1 pseudogene is annotated in these 1,000 nt (G+C 64.6%); it reads right to left on the reverse strand.

Annotated elements, in window-relative coordinates:
• Positions 1-164 precede the first annotated feature (164 nt).
• Positions 165-878, reverse strand: a pseudogene (locus tag KBX37_RS33950) (IS256 family transposase); the annotation flags it as partial.
• Between the last annotated feature and the right edge of the window lie 122 nt (positions 879-1,000).

Below are 1,000 nucleotides of genomic sequence, written 5' to 3' on the forward strand. Positions count from 1 at the left end.
CATCTCCAAACACCGCGCCAAGGGCGCCATCGACCGCACCAACTACCACCACACCATCGCCATCAAGATCCTCAACACGACGGCGTTGACAACCAACCCACCCCCTTAACTGAACGGCATTGGGGTTGGGTCTGTCTCGCTAACGGTGTTTCCGGCGATCTTGGTTAGTAGGTTTCAGCGGCTGGGAAGCGGTCGCTGAAGGTGATGGCGAAGGCGTTCAACGCGGGTTTCCAGCGCATCGTCCATCGGGTTCTGCCTGCTCCGGTGGGGTCCAGGGACCGGGTCACCAGGTACAGACACTTCAACGCGGCCTGCTCGTTGGGGAAGTGGCCGCGGGCCTTGACCGCCCGCCGGTAGCGGGCGTTGAGCGACTCGATCGCGTTGGTGGAGCAGATGACGGTGCGGATCTCCAGGTCGTAGTCGAGGAACGGAATGAACTCGGCCCAGGCGTTGTCCCACAGCCGGATCACCGCCGGATACCGCCCGCCCCACTTCTCGGCCAGGTCGTCGAACGCCGCCCGGGCCGCAGCCGCGTTGACGGCGGTGTAGATCGGCTTGATGTCGCGCTTGAGCTCGTCCCAGTACCGGCGTGAGGTCAGCCGGAACGTGTTGCGGATCAGGTGGATGATGCAGGTCTGCACGACGGTCTGGGGCCAGACGTTCGTGACGACCTCGGGCAGGCCTTTGAGGCCGTCGCAGACGAGGAAGAACACGTCCTTGACGCCGCGGTTGCGCAGGTCGGTCAGCACGCTCATCCAGAACTTCGCGCCCTCGCCACCCGCGCCGGCCCACAGGCCGAGGATGTCCTTGTCCCCGTCGAGGGTGACCCCGATCGCGGCGTAGAACGGCCGGTTGGCGACCTGCCCGTCGCGGACCTTGGCTCTGTCGCCGATCTTGTGATGTGGACGGTTCCGTCGCCCGCTCGGCGCTTTCGTTGATCATAACCAGCGTGTTCGCTTGTGGAGCGGTTGCTGCCGCATCTGTCGGGTCTGTTGATCGA

It is taken from the genome of Micromonospora sp. U56, assembly GCF_018070095.1.
GTDB lineage: Bacteria > Actinomycetota > Actinomycetes > Mycobacteriales > Micromonosporaceae > Micromonospora > Micromonospora purpureochromogenes.